5 protein-coding genes are annotated in these 5,673 nt (G+C 39.3%); 1 reads left to right on the top strand and 4 read right to left on the bottom strand.

Annotation, left to right across the window (positions count from 1 at the left end; genetic code table 11):
* Positions 1-6 precede the first annotated feature (6 nt).
* From A5849_RS04685 to A5849_RS04675, 3 genes are all read right to left on the bottom strand, one after another.
* Entirely contained in the window at positions 7-534 is a 528-nt protein-coding gene (locus A5849_RS04685) for a histidine phosphatase family protein (protein ID WP_025477103.1), read from the bottom strand.
* A gap of 66 nt (positions 535-600) precedes the next feature.
* Positions 601-2,103 carry an ABC-F type ribosomal protection-like protein Eat(A) gene (gene eat(A) / locus A5849_RS04680; RefSeq protein ID WP_025478064.1) on the bottom strand — a complete coding sequence of 501 codons (1,503 nt, stop codon included), beginning with the start codon at positions 2,101-2,103 and terminating at the stop codon, positions 601-603.
* Positions 2,104-2,360: 257 nt separating this feature from the next.
* The gene (locus A5849_RS04675; protein WP_002348095.1) at positions 2,361-3,482 is read right to left on the bottom strand and encodes a glycerate kinase; all 1,122 of its coding nucleotides are present in this window, start codon (positions 3,480-3,482) and stop codon (positions 2,361-2,363) included.
* 125 nt (positions 3,483-3,607) lie between these two features.
* Between A5849_RS04675 and A5849_RS04670 the strand changes: the two genes are divergently transcribed.
* Positions 3,608-4,549: a 2-dehydropantoate 2-reductase gene (locus A5849_RS04670; protein WP_002293798.1), complete on the top strand. Its 942-nt coding sequence runs from the start codon at positions 3,608-3,610 to the stop codon at positions 4,547-4,549.
* A 142-nt stretch (positions 4,550-4,691) separates the two neighbouring features.
* On the opposite strand, the gene A5849_RS04665 is transcribed toward A5849_RS04670, so the two are convergent.
* The gene (locus A5849_RS04665) at positions 4,692-5,588 is read right to left on the bottom strand and encodes a hypothetical protein (RefSeq protein WP_002308342.1); all 897 of its coding nucleotides are present in this window, start codon (positions 5,586-5,588) and stop codon (positions 4,692-4,694) included.
* Between the last annotated feature and the right edge of the window lie 85 nt (positions 5,589-5,673).

Below are 5,673 nucleotides of genomic sequence, written 5' to 3'. Positions count from 1 at the left end.
GTCTAATTACTCATAAGAAATTAATTCTGTATTGTCTACCATGAATGTAAAGAACCCTTCATTAGGCATTGGATGAAAATAAGCATTGATCACTCTTATCAAGGCATTATGACAGACTAACAAGTAGACATTTTCTTCGTCTTCCATGCATTCTTTCAATAAAGGAACGATTCGTGCGTACACATCTAAGACCGACTCTCCATTTGGGAAACGTACAGCAAACGCTAAACGCGCTTTTTGAAAGTTTTCATCTTTGCTTGGCAATCCGTCATAATCCCCAAAATCCATTTCTACCAATCGCTCATCAGCGGTCATCGGCAAATTGAGACGATCAGCTACTGCTTGTGCTGTATCTCTTGCTCGTTGAAGAGGGGAATGGATGATTTTCGTGATTGGAACAGGCAAATCTACTACCTTTTCTGCTAGTGCCTGTGCCTGCACCTGTCCTTTTTCAGTCAGCGGCACATCTGCTCGCCCGCAAACTAATCCTTGTGCGTTCCAAGTTGTTTCTCCGTGTCTCGTTACATAAAGCATGTGATTCTCTCCTTCGTTGACAAAGTTCTCCTTAACCATACCTTGTTGTCTTTGAGATTACAAGGTTTAGATTTTCTCAAGAGAAATAATCTCAGTAGATACTTTATCTAGAAAGGTTTGATCATGTTCCACTAGTAACATAGCAGGTTTCACGTTCAAAATCAGTTGTTCTAATTGTTCTTGATTGAAGACATCCAAATAGTTCAATGGTTCATCCCATATATAGAGCTCAGCTGGTTGGGATAAAGATTTAGCCAATTCCACTTTTTTCCGTTGTCCCATACTCATCTGTTCGATTTTATTATGAAAAACATCTCTTTCCATCCCAAGCTTTCGGAGATTATTCAAAAATGCTTGATAGTCTACTCGGTTTTTCTCCGCGAATTCCGCCAATGTCCCTCGATTGTCTTCATAATTTTGGCGTACGTAACTAATGGTCAAATGTTTGGGCTGGGATTTTTCTCCTACAACCTTGCCGTTGAATGTCCCCAGAAGATAATGGATAATGGATGACTTTCCCGCGCCGTTAGGACCTGAAATTGCCACCCGCTGATGAGGTTCGATCGTAAAATGAACTGGCTCGAATAACAGATTTTCATACCCTAATTGAAGATTTTCTACGCTTAACAGCCGTTTATGATGAGACACTTGGCTATTCATCGTCAAAGCATCGATATACTCGATATCTTTTAATAATTTTTCTTTCTCACCGATCTGGGTTTCCATCCGATTCACGATTGCTTTAGATCGTTTCATCGTCCGTGCAGCATCAGCGCCTACTGCTCCTTTATTCACTCGCCTAGATTCCGTATCGATGAATCCGACTTTTTTCTTTGTTTTGTCTCCTTCTCGGGAACGAGACCATTCTGCTTTTTCAGCTGCTGTTTTCTTTAGCCTGTTGACTTCTTTTTTCAATTTTTCATTTTTAGCTATTTCAAATTCATCACGAAGTTTTTTCTGTTCTTCATAGATAGAGAAATTCCCTTGATAAAGTTCCAGTTGGCTCTTTTCGATTGCTAAAACATGGTCCACTACTTCATCGATAAATCCCCGATCATGACTCACCACGATGAATCCTTGTTTTTTCTTTTTCAAGTAAGCCGCTACTTGTTTTCTGCCAGAGATATCCAAATGATTCGTTGGTTCATCGATTAACGGGAAATGAGTGTCATCCACAAATAAGAGTGCCAGTAGGACTTTTGTCTTCTCTCCTCCTGATAGTGTGCTGAATTCTCTCCATAAGATTTCAGGATCTGTTTGCATCAGTTGGAGCTCTCTTTCAATTTCCCATATCTCAAAATCCATAATCTCATTTAACACATAATAGGTCAAACGCTCTTTATCTTTTGTTTGCTGCGGGAAATAGACAAACGCTTGCTGATGGATCACTTGCCCTTGATAAGGGAGTTTGTTTTGCAGGATATTCAGTAAAGTTGTCTTTCCTCGACCGTTTCGTCCGATAAGTCCTAGTTTCCATTGTGTGTCAAAGTTTAGATTGGCTTGTTCAAATAATAATGTGCCTTGGCTGTCATAGCCGAATGTCAGATTTTTTATTTCGATTTTAGACATTATTCCATCACCTCGTAAAAAAAGACCAGTCCTATTTTCAGAACTGGCTAAAGAGGATGCAAGGGTTGGGGCACACAAAAAGACCCATACATCGAAAGAACCAAGCCAATCCCGAAAATCTGCACACTGCTCCCTTGTCTCCACAAGGTACAGTCTGAATGCAGCTTTCATCAATCGACTTAATTTTTCAATGCACGGATCCCTCACTTTGTCCTATATTTGAAATTACGATAGCATAAAGAAATTGTTTTTGTCAACTACTTCGGGAGAATGTTGAAAAATCTGCTGAGTGTCTGTCCTAAGATTTCTGTTTTTTCTAATGTTTGCCTGTGTTCCATTGCTTCCTCTAAATCGATTGGTCCTAATTGAATGCTTAAGACAATGGGGAGAAAATCAGAGAGTCCTTCCAGCTCTTGGTCTCTACTTCCGCAAATAGCGATTATTGGTTTTCGATATTTTTTTGCAAGCACTGCTACGCCATATGGAACTTTTCCGTGGATTGTTTGCTGATCAATCCGCCCTTCTCCTGTAATGATGACATCCGCTTGTTCGATCTGTTTTTCTAATCCAGTGATTTGGCTGACCAACTCAAAACCAGAGACCATCTTCGCTCCTAACAAAAAAAGGGCTCCGCCAATACCGCCTGCTGCTCCGCTTCCTGGGATGTCATCTAAATCCACCTCCCAAACATCTTTTATCTGCTGAGCAATCTTTTCAGCTTGTTTATCCAAGAAAGCTAACGTCGTATCCGTTCCTCCTTTTTGTCTTCCAAATTGCCAAGCAGCTCCTTGTTGACCTGTATATGGGTTGGTCACGTCTGCAGCGATGATCACTTTTACTTTAGAAACAAGAACGTTCCTTCGATCCAAATGAAGTTTTCTAGTAGATAACAAAGGATTTCCTTCTGTGTACCCTTCTAAAGAAGCACCCAAGGATTGGAGTAATCCTAGACCACCATCGCTACATCCGCTTCCTCCTAAAGTGACAATGATTTGTTCCACTTCTTGAAGCAGTGTATCTTTGATAAGCTCTCCCAAGGCATAACTAGAAGCAAGTCGGATGGTTTGATCCGTTGGTTTATCAAGTAAATCTAATCCTAATACTTGTGCAGATTCAATGACTGCGGTATTTTTTCCTTGCCAGTTCGTCAATAAATAACTGATTTTTCGCTGACGAAATAAGAGATCCATCCCATCAATCGTACGCCAGTTTCCCCCGAGCGCGTAATAGATTGCTTCTGCAGTATTTTCTCCGCCATCTGCAATCGGCACATTGATTTTTCTTCCTTTACGGTCTTCCCAACCATTTAGAACTGCCTGATTTAATTCAAATGAAGAAGCACTTCCTTTAAATGAATCGATTGCCGCCAAAATATCCATCTATATCCCTCACTTTCTTCTTAAGTAAGACACTTTTTTTCACTTTTTTCAAACAAAACAATGCTATTTTCTTCTGTTTTTCTATATACTAAAAGGGAACTCATTGAATAAAGGAGAGAAAAAACATGAAAATCGCAATAGCTGGAGCCGGAGCAATGGGCAGCCGAATCGGATTAATGTTGCATCAAAGCGGAAATGAGGTCGTCTTGATCGATCGCTGGCCTGCTCACATTGAAGCCATTCGTACAAATGGATTGATTGCTGACTTTAATGGCAAAGAAGTAGTTGCAAAACTGCCAATCTATTCACCAGAAGAAATCATCGAAAGCAACAAACACGTGGATTTGATCGTAGCCTTGACAAAAGCGAATCAATTAGATGATATGTTTCGTTCGATCCAATCCATTATTACTGAGAATACTTATGTTTTGTGTTTACTGAATGGATTAGGTCATGAAGATGTACTGGAAAAATATGTACCAAAGAAAAATATCTTATTTGGGATCACGATGTGGACCGCTGGTCTAGCTGGTCCCGGAAAAGTCACATTATTAGGTGATGGAGAAATCGAACTAGAGAACTTGGAACCAGAAGGCGAAGCATTTACAAAAAAAGTTGTAGAAGTCTTTCAAGAAGCAAAATTGAATCCAATCTATAGTCATAATGTTCGTTATTCCATTTGGCGAAAAGCTTGTGTAAACGGAACATTAAATGGATTATGCACGATATTGGATTGTAATATTGCTGAATTAGGTGCGCAAAAAGCGGCAGAGGGCATGGTTCGAACGATCGTATCTGAGTTTGCTTCTATCGCAGCAAAAGAAGGAATCACATTAGATCAAGAAGAAGTGTACCAACATATTGCTTCTACTTATGATCCTGACAACATCGGGTTGCATTACCCATCTATGTACCAAGACCTGATCAAAAACCATCGTTTGACTGAAATCGACTACATCAATGGTGCCGTTTGGCGAAAAGGACAAAAATATGATATTGCTACACCATATTGTGCCTTTTTGACCCAATTAGTCCATGCAAAAGAAGGAATCCTTGGCGCAGAATAAAAGGCTCTCTGATGAGAATCAGCTGGATCAGCAGCTGGTTCTCATTTTTTTACCCCCATGAAAGATCAAAAAGAAAAACACAATTCTCATGTTGCCATAAGAATTGCGCTTGTTTATTTTCATCTATGATTGGTTGGCACTTTTATTTATTTTTAGCAGAGGAAAGATCGTATTCATATTGTTCATAAATAGCGGAGTCAGTAGTGAAAAAACGTTTTGCCCAATTTTCTGCATCAAAAAATTCCAACAGTTCTGATGGGATTGGCTGAAATGGCGTATACAGAAATTCCGGTAATTCATCTAAATCACGTTCTTGAAGCAAAAAAATATTTTCAGGATGATAAAACTGATAATGAGCTATGGCTTGATTATCTGTCACTAGTTTCTTTTGAAAATACATAGATTCAAACGTTCGCAAAGTCACTCCTTGCTGACCCTCCCGCAACAGTTCCAGAATCCCGCGCGATTCCCCTGTTTTTTTCAGGTACTCTTCATAAGTAAGATATCCAGGTTGTTCATTTCCTCGAAGCGGAAGAATAAAGTAATTGGTCGTAACACCTCTTTTTGTAAATTCCTGCTTATATTTTTCTGCCCGTTCTTTTCTGCCGTTATTTGTTGCACCAAAAAATAGATCCGTCTTTGGTTCGCTAGAAGAAAAATCCATATGTTTCGAATAAAAGGAACTATTATGTTTTAGTCCAAGTTCTTTCGCTTCCAAAAAATCAAAATGATAAATCTCATCGATTGCCGGTTCATCTTGTGCCTGTTTCAGCATCGCCTCGTGTTCTGCTTTGAAGTGGTTCCAAAAAAATAACACGATTTTTGCATTGGTAAATGGACGCACGCGTCGAGCCATCTCCATATCAAATCCATAATCTAAAAAAACGATCAGCTGATAATTTGCCAACTGTTGTCGAGCTGATTTAATGAATTCCGACTGTAGTAAATCTTTTCCGGACCAAACATCTAAAGAGCGGATGGAAGGAAAAAAATAAAGTGATTTATTTTTCGCAATTAGCAATACGTCGTTTTTGTTCATCTGTTCCGCCTCACTTTCTCTGTCACTTTTTCCTATGATAGCCTGTTTAAATAGTAAAAAGCCAGTAAAACGCTTCCTATTATTT

Origin of the sequence: Enterococcus sp. 10F3_DIV0382, from assembly GCF_002140245.1 — a bacterium.
Taxonomy (GTDB): Bacteria; Bacillota; Bacilli; order Lactobacillales; family Enterococcaceae; genus Enterococcus_B; species Enterococcus_B lactis.
The sequence above is the reverse complement of the archived record's forward strand: the minus strand, read 5'-3'. Positions and strand labels throughout refer to the sequence as shown.

Coding starts and splice junctions, on each gene's coding strand:
- A5849_RS04685 (WP_025477103.1), bottom strand. CDS start 534: ATGCTTTATGTAACGAGACACGGAGAAACAACTTGGAACGCACAAGGA.
- A5849_RS04675 (WP_002348095.1), bottom strand. CDS start 3,482: ATGGATATTTTGGCGGCAATCGATTCATTTAAAGGAAGTGCTTCTTCA.
- A5849_RS04670 (WP_002293798.1), top strand. CDS start 3,608: ATGAAAATCGCAATAGCTGGAGCCGGAGCAATGGGCAGCCGAATCGGA.
- A5849_RS04665 (WP_002308342.1), bottom strand. CDS start 5,588: ATGAACAAAAACGACGTATTGCTAATTGCGAAAAATAAATCACTTTAT.